The 15,402-nt window shown below is 63.4% G+C and carries 15 protein-coding genes; 3 read left to right on the forward strand and 12 right to left on the reverse strand.

All coding sequences use genetic code 11. From position 1 onward, the window contains the following. Positions 1-274 precede the first annotated feature (274 nt). The 9 genes from ACWTU7_RS17060 to ACWTU7_RS17100 all read right to left on the reverse strand — a co-directional run bounded on the left by ACWTU7_RS17060 (position 275) and on the right by ACWTU7_RS17100 (position 10,404). Entirely contained in the window at positions 275-1,267 is a 993-nt protein-coding gene (locus ACWTU7_RS17060; protein WP_455839226.1) for an alpha/beta hydrolase, read from the reverse strand. A 27-nt stretch (positions 1,268-1,294) separates the two neighbouring features. Continuing rightward, positions 1,295-1,975 carry an isochorismatase family protein gene (locus ACWTU7_RS17065; protein WP_287331090.1) on the reverse strand — a complete coding sequence of 227 codons (681 nt, stop codon included), beginning with the start codon at positions 1,973-1,975 and terminating at the stop codon, positions 1,295-1,297. A gap of 337 nt (positions 1,976-2,312) precedes the next feature. Further along, complete coding sequence (locus tag ACWTU7_RS17070; protein WP_455839225.1) at positions 2,313-3,617, reverse strand: M24 family metallopeptidase; 1,305 nt, start codon at positions 3,615-3,617, stop codon at positions 2,313-2,315. Between the two features lie 143 nt (positions 3,618-3,760). Next, on the reverse strand, positions 3,761-4,735 hold the full coding sequence (locus ACWTU7_RS17075; RefSeq protein ID WP_455839224.1) for a GlxA family transcriptional regulator: 975 nt from the start codon (positions 4,733-4,735) through the stop codon (positions 3,761-3,763). A 317-nt stretch (positions 4,736-5,052) separates the two neighbouring features. Continuing rightward, complete coding sequence (locus ACWTU7_RS17080) at positions 5,053-6,234, reverse strand: cystathionine gamma-synthase (RefSeq protein WP_455839223.1); 1,182 nt, start codon at positions 6,232-6,234, stop codon at positions 5,053-5,055. Then, complete coding sequence (locus ACWTU7_RS17085) at positions 6,231-7,688, reverse strand: pyridoxal-phosphate dependent enzyme (protein WP_455839222.1); 1,458 nt, start codon at positions 7,686-7,688, stop codon at positions 6,231-6,233. The genes ACWTU7_RS17080 and ACWTU7_RS17085 overlap by 4 nt, the downstream gene beginning before the upstream one ends. 208 nt (positions 7,689-7,896) lie before the next feature. After that, a complete protein-coding gene (locus ACWTU7_RS17090) occupies positions 7,897-9,246 on the reverse strand; it encodes an FAD/NAD(P)-binding protein (protein WP_455839221.1) in 1,350 nt (449 codons plus the stop codon). A gap of 37 nt (positions 9,247-9,283) precedes the next feature. Further along, the gene (locus ACWTU7_RS17095) at positions 9,284-9,736 is read right to left on the reverse strand and encodes an RrF2 family transcriptional regulator (RefSeq protein WP_029348052.1); all 453 of its coding nucleotides are present in this window, start codon (positions 9,734-9,736) and stop codon (positions 9,284-9,286) included. Positions 9,737-10,218: 482 nt separating this feature from the next. After that, entirely contained in the window at positions 10,219-10,404 is a 186-nt protein-coding gene (locus tag ACWTU7_RS17100; RefSeq protein WP_029348051.1) for a hypothetical protein, read from the reverse strand. Positions 10,405-10,687: 283 nt separating this feature from the next. On the opposite strand from ACWTU7_RS17100, the gene ACWTU7_RS17105 reads away from it, so the two are divergent. The 3 genes from ACWTU7_RS17105 (at position 10,688) to ACWTU7_RS17115 (ending at position 13,343) form a co-directional block, all read left to right on the forward strand. Continuing rightward, entirely contained in the window at positions 10,688-11,047 is a 360-nt protein-coding gene (locus ACWTU7_RS17105) for a septal ring lytic transglycosylase RlpA family protein (protein ID WP_455839220.1), read from the forward strand. Positions 11,048-11,278: 231 nt separating this feature from the next. After that, on the forward strand, positions 11,279-12,556 hold the full coding sequence (locus ACWTU7_RS17110) for a polyhydroxyalkanoate depolymerase (protein WP_455839219.1): 1,278 nt from the start codon (positions 11,279-11,281) through the stop codon (positions 12,554-12,556). A gap of 172 nt (positions 12,557-12,728) precedes the next feature. Beyond that, positions 12,729-13,343 carry a transglutaminase-like cysteine peptidase gene (locus tag ACWTU7_RS17115; protein ID WP_455839218.1) on the forward strand — a complete coding sequence of 205 codons (615 nt, stop codon included), beginning with the start codon at positions 12,729-12,731 and terminating at the stop codon, positions 13,341-13,343. 7 nt (positions 13,344-13,350) lie between these two features. Here the strand turns inward: ACWTU7_RS17115 and ACWTU7_RS17120 are convergent, their stop codons facing one another. Genes ACWTU7_RS17120 through mltA form a run of 3 tightly spaced genes read right to left on the reverse strand, consistent with a single transcriptional unit; the run spans position 13,351 to position 15,396 of the window. Continuing rightward, entirely contained in the window at positions 13,351-13,719 is a 369-nt protein-coding gene (locus ACWTU7_RS17120) for a helix-turn-helix domain-containing protein (RefSeq protein ID WP_095520159.1), read from the reverse strand. 28 nt (positions 13,720-13,747) lie between these two features. Further along, positions 13,748-14,278: a Smr/MutS family protein gene (locus tag ACWTU7_RS17125; protein ID WP_455839217.1), complete on the reverse strand. Its 531-nt coding sequence runs from the start codon at positions 14,276-14,278 to the stop codon at positions 13,748-13,750. After that, positions 14,275-15,396, reverse strand: coding sequence for a murein transglycosylase A (mltA, locus tag ACWTU7_RS17130; RefSeq protein ID WP_455839216.1), 1,122 nt, complete (start codon positions 15,394-15,396; stop codon positions 14,275-14,277). The genes ACWTU7_RS17125 and mltA overlap by 4 nt, the downstream gene beginning before the upstream one ends. Positions 15,397-15,402 lie beyond the last annotated feature (6 nt).

Below are 15,402 nucleotides of genomic sequence, written 5' to 3' on the forward strand. Positions count from 1 at the left end.
CGCAGGGGCAATGAAACAGAGAGGGTCAATATGAGGCAGTTGAGTCAGATAAAATGGGCATCCGACTCAAATTGGAAATGATCAACTGTCGATCTCGGCGCTGCCCCTCAACCCCCTGCCGGGGCCTTTCCCCGTAAAGGACGGGGAGAAGGGGCTTGGCCGCAACGATGGCGATCCCCTCTCCCCGTTGTTCACGGGGAGAGGTGTAAGGGGGTGAGGGGCAGCGCCAACGCTCTGGTGAGGGCGAAGGGGGCAAATCACACCAGCCTTGTCACTACAACCACTCGCCCTTGCCAAGCGTGGCGATGGCGGCGACGATGCGGGTGAACGCCTCGCTGGCCCGCGGCACGGTTTTGCGGGCGCGCAGGAAACTGTGCACGAGGCGCGGCTCTTCGTACCACCAGGCGCGACCGCCGGCGGCAAGGATGCGGTCGCGATAGGCTTCGCCGTCCGACGACAGCGGGTCGCATTGCGCGGTGACGACGACCGTCGGCGGCAGGCCAGAGAAATCATTGTCGCGCAGCGGCAGGAAGGTCGGGTCGGCTGGCGACTGTTTCTTGCCGGAGCGGACCTGCCTGTAAAATTCGATGTCGCTGAGTGTCAGCAGCGGCGCCTCGGCGTGCTCGACATAGGAGCCGGCGCTCTCTTTGCCGCCTGGCTCAGGACCGCCCAGATCGGGATAGATCAGCACCTGGCCGATTGCGGGGCGAGGATGATGGCGCGTCGCATGCGCCACCCCAGCGGCAAGATTGCCGCCGGCGCTCTCGCCGCACAGCACGATCGGCAGGCCGGCTGTCGCCGCCGCCCATTCGAACACCGCCAGCGCATCGTCGAATGCGGCCGGATGCAGATGTTCGGGTGCCAGCCGGTAGTCGGCGGACAGCACGGCAAAGCCGGTGTCGGCGCAGATCTCGGCGCAGATGTCGTCATGGCTGTCGAGCCCGCCAAGCACGAAGCCGCCGCCGTGATAATAGACGACCATCGCTTGCGGCGCCTTGCCCGCGAGCTGGTAGCGCCGGATCGGGATCGCATGGCTGCCGGCGGCAACCGTGCCGTCGCTGGCTTCGACACCTGCGGGAATGCCTGCGTGGAACGCCCGGCACATCGCGTCATAGACCGACCGCTGCTTGTCGACCGGCAGGTCCATGCCGGGCGGATACCATGCATTGACCCGGTCGATATAGGTCCACAGCGCCGGGTCGAGCAGCGTCGCGTATTTTCCGCGCTTTGCTGTCTCGGGCTTTGCGGCATCGCTGACCATCGCCATCCGGTCCCACCAAATCCGCTGGAAGCGTCAGAGCTCTTCGTAGAGCTGGGCCGCGTTTTCATAGGTAAAGCGCAAAGGCACCGAGCCCACGACCTGCCATGCATCGACCGTCTCGCCTGCCATCAATCGGCAAGCGCCTTCGGTCGTGGTCACGGCGCCGCCATAGAGCCGGTTGGCAAGGTTGAGGATCGCGGTCTGGTGCATCGCCGTGCTGCCGCTGCCGCAGGCATCCTTGACCAAAAGCACGCGAAAGCCTGACGATACCGCATCCCTGACGGTGGCGTCGATGCAGGCCTCGGTCCACACGCCGGCAACGACCAGCCACTCGATCCCTTTAGCCTTGAGCCGGCCGCCGGCAGGGCCCGCACCGAAGGCGCTGGCCTCAGTCTTGACCAGCATCATCTCGCCGGCGACCGGCGCCACTTCCGGACAGATCGCCGTCAGCGGATCGTCCTTGTCGGAGAAAGCCGACCTGCCATTCGCATCGACTGGATGGAACCGCCGGGCCTCCCTGGTGAGATCGACGATATAGGCCGAATGATAAAGCAGCACATCATTGGCCCGCGCGGTCGCCTGCAGGCGCTGGACGTTAGCGAGAATGTCGCCAAAACCCTCGACCAGATAGCGCTTGTCCTGCCGATGCTCCTCCTGGAGATCGACGAAAACCGCGGCCGCCGTGCCGCGTTCGATGGAAATGGGCGTTTTCATGCGACCGCGCCTGGCTTCCCGGCCAACGCTGTTCCTTTCGGTGGGCTACCGCAAGCCGTGGAGATTGGCTGACGCCTAGGGCGAAGCAGGAGCGAAGCTCCGTCGCGGAGACTCTGGGATCCATGCCGTGACGGCTGTCGAGGAGTGCGGCGGAGCAGAATTCCGCACCGCAGCAGCGCTCTGAAGTCACGACATGGATCCTGGGGTCTGCGCCGCGCCGCTGCGCTCCTTGCTCCGCCCCAGGACGACGAAGCGAAGGGTGTTTGGGACAGTCGCCAAGGCCTGCGACCGGTCAAACGCGTCCGGCTATCAAAACTTCTGCGCGAGGGAACGAGCGTCAAACCTGTTTCTCCAGGAAATCGTCTTCATAGGGAAAGCGCGACAGTAGCTCGCTGCCGGTTTCGGTGACCAGGATCTCGTCCTCAAGCTTGACGCCCTCGCGTCCGCCTTTCTCGCCGATATAGCTCTCGACGCTCACCACCATGCCAGGCACGACAAAACCGTCGCGGCCATAGGTCTCGTAGTCCATGGCATGCGCGATGAACGGCGTCTCGCCATGCATGCCGACGCCGTGCATGACAGACGTATAGCGCTGGTCGACGAAGCGGTCCGGGATCTTCCAGGCCTTCTCGGCGATCTCACGAAACGCCATGCCCGGCTTGACGATCGAGATGTTGTGCTGAACCTGGTCGTGGGCCATGCGGTAGAGCGATTTCTGATAATCCGTCGGCTTGCCCGGCCCGCAGCGGAAGGTGCGCGAGAAGTCCGAATAGTAGCCGTAACAGCCGATCGTATCGGTATCCAGCGCCAAAAGCTCGCCCGGCCTGATCTTGCGGCCGCTGGCTTCGTTGAACCACGGGTTGGTGCGCTGGCCGGAGGTCAAGAGGCGGGTTTCGATGAACTCGCCGCCTTGCCGGATCACTTCGTGATACATGATGGCGAACAGATCGTTTTCGGAAACGCCGGGTTTGATCGCCTCACGCACTGCATAGACGGCGGCCTCGGCGCCGGCCATCGACACCTGCAGGCATTTTACTTCCTCCGGCGTCTTCACTGCCCGCACGGCGAGAATTTCACCTTGGCAATCCCTGACCTCGCAGCCGCGCTTTTCCAGCGCCAGCGCCTGCAGATGGCCGCAGCGGTCGAGGCCGAGCTTCATCGAGCCGCCGCCATGCGCCTTGAGCAGTTCGGCGATCTCGTCGGCGAATGGACCTGCGGTTTCGTCGTCGCGGCCCGACACCGAAGACCACACCAGCTTGGACGGCCGCGCCTCGTCGATCGTGTCGAGCACCATCGAGACATGGTAGCTCTGCGGGTACTCGAACAGCACAATCGGCCCCGATGCAGGGATGAAGAAGTAGCGCGTCGAGTTACGCAGGAAATAGCCGAACATGTTGCGCGAGCCGGTGGCGTAGCGCTGGTTGTAGGGATCGAACAGCACGACGGCGCCATAGCCGGCCTCGCGCATCCAGGCGCGCAGCCTGGCCAGCCGCCCCTTGCGCAGCGCGTCCGCATCGATGAAGGACGGCTCGGTGTCGGACAGCCACATGCCGCCGGCCGGGTCGGCGGCCGGCGGGTGGCGCATGCGGTCCTTGAAGTCGACGTCCTCGGTGCTGTCGGGGTCGAAAACGACGATGCTCATCGGGTGCCTCCTGGAGGTGGAGAAGATGAGCCATGCGCCGCGCAGAGGCTGTGCGGGATGCCGCAGATGTTATGCCGGATGCCGCTTGAAGTCGTTCCGTAGCGCTCTACGAAGGCCCCTGTCGCGCCAACGTCTCGCAAGACCTAATGCCTCCGCGCCACCTTCGGCGCGTGCCCATGCTCCTCCCGAAATGCCCGCGCAAAACTCGACATCGAGGCGAAGCCGCAGGCCAGCGCCACGTCACGCACCATCAGCGTCGAATGCGCCAGGAGATCGGCGGCGCGCTTCAGCCGCAGGCGGCGGTAATAGCCGTTGGGCGAGATGCTGAGCTCTGAGCGGAAGTTTCGTTCGAGCTTGTCGGAGGAGACGCCCAGCTTCACAGCCAGCTCCGCCATCCCGAGCCGCTCCTCCACCGCATCCTCCATGATGGCGATGGCCGACAGCACCAGTTCGTTCTGGACGCCGGTGCGTAAGCGCAGCGGCATCAGCTTGCGGTCGACGCTGGAGCGCAGCGGGCTGTGCACGAACCATTCGGCGACGCCGGCGGCAAGTTCGGCGCCATAGTCTGATGTGATGATCTCCAGCATCATGTCGAGGCTGCCGACGCCGCCGGCCGAGGTGAAGCGCTTGCGGTCGATGACGTAGAGATCGCGCCTGAGCTCGATGTCCGGAAAGGCCTCGGTGAAGGCGGCCTGGCTGGTCCAGTGCAAGGTGCAGGCATGGCCGTCGAGCAGGCCCGCGCGGGCAAGGAAGAACGCGGCATCCGCCACCGCGCCGATATGGGCGCCGCCGCGCAGGCTCCTGCGGATCCAGCTCACGACATTGTCGGCGACGAGATGATCGGCATTGCCGCCCGAGCAGACGACGACGCGGTCGACCTTCGGCGCATTTTCGGCGAAGAAGCCGGGCTGGATGACGACGCCGTTCGAGGCCTCGACCGGCCCCTCGGCGGCGCCGACGATGATCCAGCGGTAGCATTCTCGCTTCGCCAGCACATTCGCCGCGCGCAGCGGCTCGATGACCGAACTGAACGCCATCATCGGAAAGCCGGGGAAGACCAGCACGGCGAAGGTCAGGGGGTCGGCAGCCGTCGGTTGGTGGTGCTGTCGGTTGTTCATTGCTTCGGAGTCAGGCGAACTGAGGCATCGTGGCGCTACAATTCCGCCCAGATGCGGCTCAGGTCAATTACCTATTCCGGAGCGTTGGCGCCGCCCCTCATTGCCCTGCCGGGCATTTCTCCCCGTATAGTGACGGGGAGAAAGGGGCAGCTGCGGCCTCGGCGCTTGTTCTGTGGCGTAGATTAGCGAAATCATAAACGAAGTCGTCCCTCTCCCCGTCGCTATACGGGGAGAGGATGCCGGCAGGCAGGTGAGGGGCAGCGCCGCATCGACAATTGTCCGTCTCAGCACAAGTCCTCCGACACGACTGCTTCCGCTCAACTCGCCAGCGCCTGATCCAAATCCGCAATCAGATCATCGCCATCCTCGATCCCCGCCGACAACCGCACCAGCGAATCAGAAATCCCAATCTCGGTGCGTTTTTGCGCCGGGATCGAGCCGTGCGTCATCAGCGCCGGGTGCTCGATCAGGCTTTCGACGCCGCCGAGGCTCTCGGCCAGGGTGAACAGCTGCGTGTGTTCGAGGAAGCGTTTTGTCCCGGCAAGGTCGCGGTCGAGCTCGACTGTGATCATGCCGCCGAAGGCATGCATCTGGCGCCTGGCGATGGCATGCTGCGGGTGGCTGGTGAGACCGGGATAGATGACCCGGCGGATGTCGGGGCGGCTTTCCAGCCAGTGCGCGATCTTCTGGCCGTTTGACGAATGGCGCTCCATCCTCAGCGCCAGCGTCTTGAGGCCGCGCAGCGCCAGAAAACTGTCGAACGGCCCGGAAATGGCGCCGATGGCGTTCTGCAGGAATTTCAGCCGGTCGGCGAGATCCTTGTTGTCGCCGACCACGGCGACGCCGCCGACCATGTCGGAATGGCCATTGAGGTATTTCGTCGTCGAGTGGACTGATATGTCGATGCCGAGCTCCAGCGGCCGCTGCAGATAGGGGCTGCAGAAGGTGTTGTCGGCGACCGAGAGCACACCTTTGCGCCTGGCCAGTGCCGCGACAGCTTCGAGATCGACGACGCGCAGCAGTGGATTGGTCGGCGTCTCGACCCACAGCAGTTTGGTTTCCGGGCGGATCGCCGCTTCGACCGCGTCAAGATCGGTGAAGTCGACGAAGTCGACCTGGAGGTTGGCCGAGCGTTTGCGCACCCGCTCCAGCAGCCGGAAGGTGCCGCCATAGATGTCGTCGGTGGCGACGACATGGGCGCCGGAATCGAGCAGTTCGAAAATGGTGGCGATCGCCGCCAGACCCGAGGCGAAAGCGAAGGCGGCTGCGCCGCTTTCGAGATCGGCCACCGCGCGCTCGAAGGCGAAGCGGGTCGGGTTCTGGCTGCGGGCATATTCAAAACCCTTGTGCACGCCCGGGCTCTGCTGGCCATAGGTCGAGGTCGCATAGATCGGCACCATCACCGCGCCCGTCGTCGGGTCGTGGCTCTGGCCGCCATGGATCGTGCGCGTCGAGAAGGCCAAACGGTTCCTGCCCGATACGGTGGCTTTGATGGTCATCGTGCGCGGCGCCTCAGATGGTTGATCAGGTCGATGCGGGTTATCAGGCCGATGAATTCGTCGCCGTCGAAGACGATCGCGACCTCGTTGCGGTCGAACACCGGCAGCAGCGCGTCCAGCGTCTGGCTGGCCTGCAGCGTGTGCAAATTGGCGGTCATGGCCGTGCGCACCGGGGCCTTGAAGCGGTCCCAGCGGCTGTCATAGGGGCCTTCGACGTGGGCGAGGATATCGCTTTCGTCGACGATGCCGACCAGCTTGCCGTCGTCCAGCACCGGCAATTGCGAGACATCCGAGCGGCGCATGCGGCCATAGGCGTTGAGCAGGCTTTCGTCCGGGCCGACAGACACGATGTCGCCGGTGCGGTGTGTGCGCATCACCAGATCGCGCAGGTCGCCATGCTGCTCGTGCTCGGCGAGGCCCTGCTCGATCAGCCAGAAGTCGTCGAACACTTTCGACAGATATTTGTTGCCGCTGTCGCAGACGAAGGTGACGACCCGCTTCGGCACGGTTTGCTCGCGGCAATAGCGAAGCGCCGTCGAAAGCAGGGTGCCGGACGACGAGCCGGCGAGGATGCCCTCCTTGGACAGCAGGTCGCGCACCGCCAGCATGCTCTGCTTGTCGGTGATCGAGTAGGCCTTTTTGACCAGCGACAGATCGGCATTGGGCGGCACAAAATCCTCGCCGATGCCTTCCACGGTCCAGCTTCCGGCCTCTTGCATCTTGCCGGTCTTGATCAACGGCGCCAGCACCGAGCCGACCGGATCGGCGAGAATCATCTCGGTCTTCGGCGAGACCTTTGCGAAGTAGCGGCCAAGCCCGGTCAGCGTGCCGCCCGAACCGACGCCGACGACCACCGCGTCGACGTCGCCGTCGAGCTGCGAATAAATCTCGGGACCGGTCGTGGTTTCATGGGCGTCCGGATTGGCCGGATTGGCGAACTGGTTGGCATAGAAGGCGCCGGGCAGCTCGGCGGCGATCTTTTCGGCGATGTCCTGATAGTATTCGGCGTGACCCTTGCCGACATCGGAACGGGTCATGCGCACTTCCGCGCCGAGCGCCCGCAAATGCTGGATTTTTTCGCGCGACATCTTGTCGGGCACGACCAGGATGATGCGGTAGCCCTTGGGGATGCCGACCTGGGCGAGGCCGAGACCGGTGTTGCCGGCGGTCGCCTCGACGATGGTGCCGCCGCGCTTCAGCTTGCCCTGTTTTTCGGCGGCGGCAATCATCGACAGCGCGATGCGGTCCTTGATCGAGCCACCGGGATTCTGGCTTTCGAGCTTGATGAACAGTCGGCACTTGCCGACGTCGAATTTGGTTAGCTCGATGACCGGCGTCTGCCCGATCAGGTCGAGAACCGATGCATAGGGCGGACGCAGACGAGACGATGGACTGTCCGAATGGGCACTGCCCGAGGGGGAACTGTCGGGTGCGGCGATCTTATGCTTGCTCATATCAGATGCTCCATGGTCAAGCGACCGCCTTGGGCAGGCTGTCAGCCTATCGTCTTTTCCAGCCGTTTGCAGTCTGAAAGAAGATAGATCGTGCCAATCCGTTGGCCAGACGGGGAATGGGATTCCAGTCTTCAGCTGCTGGTGGTCTCAACCCAAACACCTTCTGCAGCAATCCTTCCCACCCCCTCTGCCATCAACAGATTCTGCCTCACCCCAGCAACCGCTTGCTCAGACGCGCGCACTGGACGCGAATATCGGGAATGGCGTCGATCTCGAAGAAGGTGCCGCGCGTCAGCGGCCCGACCGCGAGGATCTTGGCCGATACGGTGCCGTCGCTGGCGATGACCTCGCAATTGTCTGATACGTCGAGGCCAAGGCGCAGCGGATCCGGCCGGGCCAGCCCGCGGTCGACCAGCGACCGCACCACGCTGTTAGAGGTGGTCGAGATGTCCCTGGCGATGCCGGTGCAATCGTAGATGCGGGCGACGTCGCATGTTTCGAGACGCTGCGTGTGGCGCGACTGGAATTGCACGGTGAATTCGTCGCCCGCCGCGATGCCGACGACACGCCCGGCGACAAGCCGGATGCGGCCCGATTGAACCGCCTCGGTGACGCGGGCGTAGACCTGTGGCGCCATGCGATGGCGGTGGATGTCCCACCATGCCTTGGTGTGCTCGACAAAGCGGCGCTTGGCCGAAGACGGCCAGTTCTGCCAGATCTTCTGGTTGAATGGCCTGAGACCGTCGACGACGTCGCGCCAGTCGATGCCGGCCTTCTGGTTTTCCCGGATCAGGTCGCGAAACCAGCCGACAAAATAAGAAAGCTGGGTGCCGAGCGGAATGTCGGCGACGTCGAGCTTGATCGGATTGCCCTTGCGGTGCGGCGAAGGCAGCAGGCCGCGCCGTGACACCGCAATAATCTCACCGCGATGGCCGCGCTGTTCGAGCGACAGGAACGCATCGACCATGCTCAAGCCGGTGCCCAGCACCAGGACTCGGGCTTCCGGGTCGAGCGTGGTGTCGGCTTCCGATCCCATCCTGATCGCATGGCCCTGGCCGGCGCCCGGCTCCTCGTCGTGCCCGGTCGCCAGCACGGCAAGGTGGGCGACGACGCTGGTGCCGTTGGCCAGCGTCACCTCGGCCCCGGACCCGGTCGGCGAGATCGTCAGGCTTTCTTCGCGGATCAGGCGAAGACGCCCCGTCTCGCGAGCCTCGAGCTCGTCCAGCAGCTCCTTCAGGTAGCGGGCATAGACGCTGCGCGGCGCGTAGACCGGCGCCTGCTCTGGGGTTGCCAGGCCGCATTCAAGCAGCCAGCGCCAGAAATTGCCGGGATCGTCGGCATAGGCGCTCATGCCGGCCGCGCTGACATTCAGCACATGCGCCGACAGCAGCGTGGAATAGGCGATGCCCTGGCCGAAATGCGGGCGCTTTTCGATCAGGGTGACACGAAGATCCGGATTGGGCGATTTCAACAGATGCGCGGCAAGGACGACGCCGCTGGCGCCGCCGCCAACGATAACGATAGAATTCGGGACGGTCGAATTTGCGCGCCCGGTCATGAGCGCACCAATTGTCTCGGGAGCCGTCGGTCCCGGCTCAGGCCTGGATTTTCAACGCAGCCGAAAGGTCTTCGTCGCCGGCGATATCGCGCATCTCGGCGAGGCTGCGCTGATCCAGCACCTCGGCGATTGCTTGCCGGACCTCGAGCATCAGATGTCGGACTTGGCATGTCGCCTCGTTGCAGTCTTCACAGCGCTGATACCGGGTGCGGCTGGCGCAGGGAATGGGGGCAAGCGGCCCGTCGAGCACGCGCACGACGTGGCCGATCTTGATTTCATCCGCCGGCCGCGCCAGGCGATAGCCGCCCTCCTTGCCCTTGCGGCTCTGGACGAAACCGGCGTTGCGCAGCTCAACCAGGATGGCATCGAGAAATTTCTTCGGGATGTTGTTTCCGGTGGCGATATCGCCAACAAAGGCGAGCTGTCCAACCGGCAGCCGCGCAAGATGGACGAGCGCCTTGAGGCCGTACTTGCCCTTTTTCGTGAGCATAGACCGAGCGTTTTCCTGTCGTGCGATGGCGCAGAGGCACCGGTTGCGAAGCGAATAGTGCGCCCCCCGCGTCCAAGCCTGTATGACACATAAATTCTAGTAACATGATATACAAGCGGGCACCGTTGATTTTGCTTCGTTTTCAGCCGTTGAGGCTATTTGCCGGAGGTTCTTCCTCCTGCGAGACACGCCAATTGGACAGCCAGCGCTCGACATGATGCTGCAGGCGATCGCCGCGAAATGGACATCGCTAATCATTCTCTCAATTCCTGCAATGTTGATAAGACTACTATACTAATCCCGAATACAGGGACCGGTTTTCAAATCCTCGACTAATCCCGAATACAGGGACCGGTTTTCAAATCCTCGGCTATTCGCAGCATTGATTTGCCTAAGGTGGGTCCAAAACAGGAAATGCTTTGTGGCGGGCGCACATTCGGCGGTCGACCGAAACGCCGCCAAACCCTGAGGTGGTTCGAGTGTCAGGGGCGCGAACGGTTCGCCCACACCAGGCCGCCCAGGCCGACCAGCGCAGTGATGATACCGATATAGAGCCATTGCGATTGGCCGGTCATGAAGCTGCCGCCGACGAGGCCGCTGCCCTGCAGCGACCACAGCGCGCCGAGGGCGAGCACGACCAACGCCAGCAGATTCTTGATCAATCTCATCGCCGGAATTTCCTTTCCAAGTCGATCGTCAATTCAGCCATGACCGCGATGGCAAAGCGAAAGGAGGCGACCCGATCGTATTCGCTTCTGCTTGTATATCGACGTCGGATATCGAGACGAAGACCATCGGGGATACGCGGCGACGCCGAATAACCTCTGACAAAGTGTTTCCCACCGTCTCCAAACGTGTACTTTAGTCATGGAACCGCCAGATGACTGCCGCATTTCGTACCACATTCGATCCTTAACGGCCGGGTCTGTCAAACGGAGCCACTTGCCACAGATGACGAAACCAAACCGGACCGCGCTTGTCGCGGCGACGATTGCGGCTGGCCTGATGGTCGGCGCATCCACCTCCCCTGCCGCCGCGCAATGCGGCCGCGCCTCCTGGTACGCGCTGTACTCGAAGACCGCTTCCGGCGAGCGGATGAACCCGTCGGCGCTGACCGCCGCGCACCGTACCTTGCCTTTTGGCACAAAGCTGAAGGTGACCAACCGCAAGAACGGCCGCAGCGTCGTCGTGCGCATCAACGACCGCGGCCCGTTCATCAAGGGGCGTGTGATCGATCTGTCGAAGGGCGCCGCCAGCCGGCTCGGCTTCATAAGTTCGGGCCATACTTCCGTGTGCACCGACCGCGTGTGATGCTTGTAGTGTCCGGCCTGAGCCGGACACGCCTTGCCTCGTTTACGCCTTCGCAACCGCACAATAAGCCGGCTGCCGCCGTTCAAGCCGGTTTTCAACACCTTAGACGAAAGTATCAGCATAAATCACGGCACCTGACGTATTGCATCGCAGCAGTTTGTTGTTAACCTCCCGCGAGATTCAAGGCTCGGCACTGCTGTCGTCCCTTCGGTCGCAGCAGCGGGGTTCTCGATGTTCTACCAGTTCTACGAATTGAACCACGCCGCCGTACAACCGGCCCGCCTCTATGCCGATGCGGTGCGTATGTTCTACACCAATCCGCTCAATCCATTCACGCACACGTCCTGGGGCCGCTCGATCGCGGCAACGGCCGAATTGTTCGAGCGCACGACGCGCCGCTACAGCAAGCCGCAATTCGGCCTGACCAAGACGGTGGTCGACTGGAAAAGCGTCGATGTCACCGAAAAGACGGTGTGGTCGCGGCCGTTTTGCAATCTCCTCCGTTTCGAGCGGGCGACCCCCGCCGGCCGCCGCCCTGATCCGAAGCTGCTGATCGTGGCGCCGATGTCCGGCCACTATGCGACGCTGCTGCGCGGCACGGTCGAGGCGATGCTGCCCCATGCCGATGTGCACATCACCGACTGGGTCGATGCCCGCATGGTGCCGCTGGCGGATGGCAGCTTCGACCTCGACGACTACATCGATTACATCATCGACATGCTGCATGCGCTGGGACCCGATACCCATGTCATGGCGGTATGCCAGCCTTCGGTGCCGGTGCTGGCGGCGGTGGCGCTGATGGAAACGCGCGGCGACCCGTTCGTCCCCTCGACGATGACGCTGATGGGCGGGCCGATCGATACCCGCCGCAATCCGACAGCGGTCAACCTTCTGGCCGAGGAAAAGGGCATCGACTGGTTCCGCGACAACGTCATCATGCAGGCGCCGTGGCCGGTGCCCGGCTTCGGCCGTGAGGTCTATCCCGGCTTCCTGCAGCTTTCGGGATTCATGAGCATGAATCTCGACCGCCACATCATCGCCCACAAGGACTTCTTCATGCATCTGGTGAAGCATGATGGCGACAATGCTGAAAAGCACCGCGACTTCTATGACGAATATATGGCGGTGATGGATCTGACGGCGGAGTTCTACCTGCAGACGGTCGACACGGTGTTTGTCCGCCATGCTCTGCCCAAGGGAGAAATGATGCATCGCGGCGTCGCCATCGACCCCTCCGATATCCGCAATGTCGCCCTGTTCACGGTCGAGGGCGAGAACGACGACATTTCCGGTCTCGGCCAGACCCAGGCCGCGCACGACCTCTGCATCAACATCCCCGCGGACAGGCACGCTCACTACATGCAGCCGGCGGTCGGCCATTACGGCGTCTTCAACGGCTCGCGCTTCCGCTCCGAAATCGTGCCGCGCATCGTCGACTTCATCACCAGCTATGGCCGCCAGACCCGCGTTGCGGTGAGGCCGAAGCTGGTTCGCACCGCCAAAAAGTAAAGATGTAGCCTTGTGAGTCCCGGATGGCAGCCCAGTTCAAGTCGACCTGTTGCACAATAGCCGCTGTTTCGGCCGCGCGGGTAACCATGTCGCAAATCTGGCCGTTGGTATAATTGACAGGGACTGTAGATCGCCCTTAACCTTTCATTAACAACAAGGGACGAGGGGGACAATGATTTCCTCACCAATGGCGAGAAGGCTGCGCGCGTGCGCCCTGTTAGGGCTGGCACTTGCGGCAGGCTGGTCTACGGCGGCTTCGGCGGGACCAATGGCAACCGGCGGGCCGACATCGCAGCCGATCGGCCATTACGATTTCTGCAAGACCAGTCCGGCCGAATGCTCGATCCATCCGGGCAATCTCGCCCCGGCCACCATGAGCGGTGCGCTCTGGCGCAAGATGCTCAGCGTCAACGCCAAGGTCAACGCCGCCGTCAAGCCGATAAGCGACATCGACATTTATGGCAAGGACGAGGTCTGGGCCTATCCCGTCAAGGGCGTTGGCGACTGTGAGGACTATGTCCTGGAAAAGCGCCGCGAATTGAACCGCTTGGGCGTTTCCTACGCCAATCTTCTGATGACCGTCGTGCGCAAGCCGGACGGTGAGGGCCACGCCGTGCTGACCGTGCGCACAAGCAAGGGCGACTACGTCCTCGACAATCTGGACGGAAAGGTCCGCTCGTGGGACCGGACCGGCTATCGCTTCCTCAAGCGGCAGGCGATCGACAATACCGGCCGCTGGGTCTCGATCCGTGATGGCCAGCCGGTTCTGGTTGGCGCGGTTCAGTAGCAGGCCGTCACTTTGGCTGCTTCAGCGCGGCGCGGATCGATGCAGTGATGCGGCGAAGCTCCGCTTCGTCGAGTTTTTCGATGTTTTCGGCCAGAACATTGGCAAGCTCGGTGGCAGCGGGGCTGAGGCCCGACGTGTCGAGCTTCACCCGTGGGTGCGAGGTGTCCGCCAGCCGCTCGAGTTCTTCGGCATCGTCCCATATGACATTGAAATAGCCGATGATCTTCTGGATCAGCGTCCAGGTCGGCGCGCCACGGCGGCCATGCTCCAGCGCCGACAAATAGGCGGCGCTGACGCCGATCGCCTCGGCCATGGCCTTCTGACTGACACCGCGTTGGCTTCGCAGGGCGCGAAGCTTTTCGCCGAACGGGGTCACAAGTGCATCCTCATGGGGTGCATCCTCATTAGCGCCGACGCCGCAGGCGGACGTAGAGCGCGCCCGAGCCGCCATGGTTGCGGGCAGCATGGTCGTGACTGGAGACAAGCGGCCTGAAAGGGGGTGTCGACAGCCAGGCGGGCACGGCGCGCCGCAAGATGCCGTCGCCGCCCGACGACGAACCCTTGCCGGTGATGACCAGCACATAACGGATGCCCCCGGCATGCGCCCGGTGCAGGAAGGAAAACAGCAGCGAATAGGCTTCGTCCTGGCTCAGGCCATGTAGGTCGACGCGGCCTTCGATCGGCAATCGGCCCTTCGACAGTTTTTCCAGCGTCGGTTCGTCGATCACATGCGAGACATGCTGCGCCTTTGCTTTCGTGGCCGCAGCAGGAGCCATCGCCTGGACACGCGGCGGTGGCTTCGTGTCATCACCGACGTCCGGGCCGATAGCCGGGATGTCGCTGGCGGACTTGCCCTTCAGCGGCTTGGCCGTGCGCGCCACCAGGTTCCACAGGACCCGATCGTCCTCGCTCAGCCTGTCGATGCGCCGGGTCATCGCCCCGCTCCCGGTACAAGCGGGCGCGGTATCAGCGCGTAGAAATCGGCAGGGTTGCGGACAACGCCGGCGATCTCGCCGGCCGCATGTCCCGTTCCGGCGAACAGGTCGCCGCGGGCCGGCCCGGTAATGGCCGAGCCGGTATCCTGCGCGATCATCAGTCGCCGGAACGGCTTGTCGTCGAAAGCGGTCAGCGACGGCCCATCGATGTAGAACGGCGTGCCGAATGTATGCAGCAGACGGTCGACAGCGACGGAGCGGCCCGGCGTCAGCGGCACTTTTGCGCCAGCGATCGGCCCGAGTTCCGGGTCGTCGACAGCCGCCTCGCGGAAGAAAATATAGGAGCGGTTGCGCCACAGGATCTCGTCGATGCGATCCGGATGCGCCTTGAACCAGGCGCGGACCGACTGCATGGTCACCGCTTCGAGCGGGATTTCGCCTAATTCACTCAGGATCTTGCCGGGTCCGGTAAAGCGCTGGCCGGATTTGGCGGCATAGGTGACGCGGCAAAACCGGCCGTCGGTCATGGTGAGCCTGGCTGCACCTTGCACGTGAATGAAGAAGGCGTCGATCTTGTCGGCTAGCCAGGCGATTTCCAGACCCTTGCCAGCCAAGCGCTTGCCGACGAGCGCGCCGCGCTCGATCTCGCCGCGGTCGAAATACTCGACCGGCCCGTTCGGCGTGGCGCGGCCGAAGGCGAGATAGGGATCCATGCCGGGCGGCCGGTTGACGTCGTCGATGTCGACGAGATCGGCCGGGCGCGACAGCAGCGGCACCGCAAATCGTTCGGTTCGCACCGATGAAGCGTCGACCACCGGTTCATAGAAGCCGGTGACGAGGCCGGTGCCGCCGCTTTCGCCCCCTATGTGCGCCGGGATGAAATGATGCTCGAAGAAGGCGCGGGCTTGCGCCCGGTCGGTTGGCGAAACGGTGCGGGCTGCAGCGTAGGCCTCGGTGAAGGCATTGAAATCGACGCCGAGCCCGCCGGAGCGATAGGGTTTTGTCAGGACATGAAAAGCCGAGCGCCGGAAAGCCGCGAACGCGGCCAGATGGTCGTCCTCGTCCCAACCGGGCAGATCGTCAAAGGATTTTTCGCGGAACGCCTGAGATAGCGACACCGGAGC

Source organism: Mesorhizobium sp. BHscii (genome assembly GCF_053848065.1).